Source organism: Anaerobiospirillum sp. NML120448 (genome assembly GCF_023050945.1).
GTDB lineage: Bacteria > Pseudomonadota > Gammaproteobacteria > Enterobacterales > Succinivibrionaceae > Anaerobiospirillum.
The window spans coordinates 1-1,195 of the sequence record NZ_JALKIM010000182.1; the positions used below are offsets into that span (position 1 = coordinate 1).

Genomic DNA, 1,195 nt, shown 5'->3' on the forward strand with positions numbered 1-1,195 from the left:
TATAGTAAACGACAAAAATAATTAGGTATTAAAACATTTGAAAGAACATAAACTTTTGAACTTATCATTTGGAGCTTTGTACTTATCAAAGTAACCAAATAACTTATTCTCAAGAGAGGCTAAAGATTCAAAGTAACGATTGTGTGTCACCTCGCGACGTGTGATTCTCCAACATTGCTCAATCGGATTTAGGTCTGGAGAGTATGTTGGCATCTTAATAAGGTCTAACTTGTTCCTTATGTCAGCATATTCAGGCAAGCATTCGTCTACAATGAGTCTGTAGGCTTTCTTATGCCAAGGAGCATTATCAATTACCAAAGCAATCTTAACGTCTTCTGGAATATCGACTTTGTCGATAAGTTCCCTAAAAGACTGGATAACTGACTCATAGTTAAACCAGGTTGACTTGTTAACTATAAGTGCTCCAGTTTGTGGAAAAACATATCCAGAGACACCAACTGATTTCCTGTTTGGAGCAGAAGCAACTTGGGTCTTTGAGCCTTTTTTTGCCCATACTCGGGTAATGCTCGTTGTCTGTTGGAAGTGAGCTTCGTCTTGAAAGGCTACAACAACCTTTTGATCTTTCATGAGCTCAGAAATTTTTTTTTAAAGGATTCCCTTTCCTCATCGTTACATTTGCCTTTTGAAGGCAGTGTCTGCGGTCTAATGAGAGATAGGTTTAGCTTTTCCTTCATTAGACGTTGACACTGTCTAGTGCTAAGGCTAACGTTGAACTGCTTATTGATGAAGTCAGCAACGCTTTTTCCATCCCAAACTGCATAATTATGCGTCTCTGGTGGAGAAAGAATAGCATTACGAACTACATCAAGCTGAATTTCGCTAAGTTTGCTAGGTCGGCCAGGTGGAGATGCAAGTTTTAGAGCTTGAAATCCTTGTTCATCAGCAATCTTAACCCAAAGGTTAATTGTTGCAGGACTCTCACCACAAGCCTCTGACAAGGCCTTTGTGGATGTACCTTTAAGGTACATGTTGACGATTGTGGCTCTATAAATCATCTTCGTATCGCCATTTTGCCGGACAAAGCTTAAACCAGCTTCTTTTAGCTGTTCAATATCAGTTTTAAATTTACGTACTTTCATGTTAAGAGACTATATTGAGCTATACCTAAAACTATTTTAACATGAATGTAGTACTAAGCTTATTTATTACCTAATTATTTATGTCGTTTACTATA

At 37.8% G+C, this 1,195-nt stretch carries 2 protein-coding genes; both read right to left on the bottom strand.

Annotated elements, in window-relative coordinates; translation table 11 throughout:
* Positions 1-21: 21 nt before the first annotated feature.
* Positions 22-588 carry an IS630 family transposase gene (locus MXE38_RS12340; protein ID WP_246915508.1) on the bottom strand — a complete coding sequence of 189 codons (567 nt, stop codon included), beginning with the start codon at positions 586-588 and terminating at the stop codon, positions 22-24.
* Positions 585-1,100 carry a winged helix-turn-helix domain-containing protein gene (locus MXE38_RS12345; protein WP_246915510.1) on the bottom strand — a complete coding sequence of 172 codons (516 nt, stop codon included), beginning with the start codon at positions 1,098-1,100 and terminating at the stop codon, positions 585-587. The genes MXE38_RS12340 and MXE38_RS12345 overlap by 4 nt, the downstream gene beginning before the upstream one ends.
* Positions 1,101-1,195: the final 95 nt, after the last annotated feature.

Excerpts from the sequence above, each read along its gene's own strand:
- MXE38_RS12340 (WP_246915508.1), bottom strand. The coding sequence starts at position 588 with ATGAAAGATCAAAAGGTTGTTGTAGCCTTTCAAGACGAAGCTCACTTC.
- MXE38_RS12345 (WP_246915510.1), bottom strand. The coding sequence starts at position 1,100 with ATGAAAGTACGTAAATTTAAAACTGATATTGAACAGCTAAAAGAAGCT.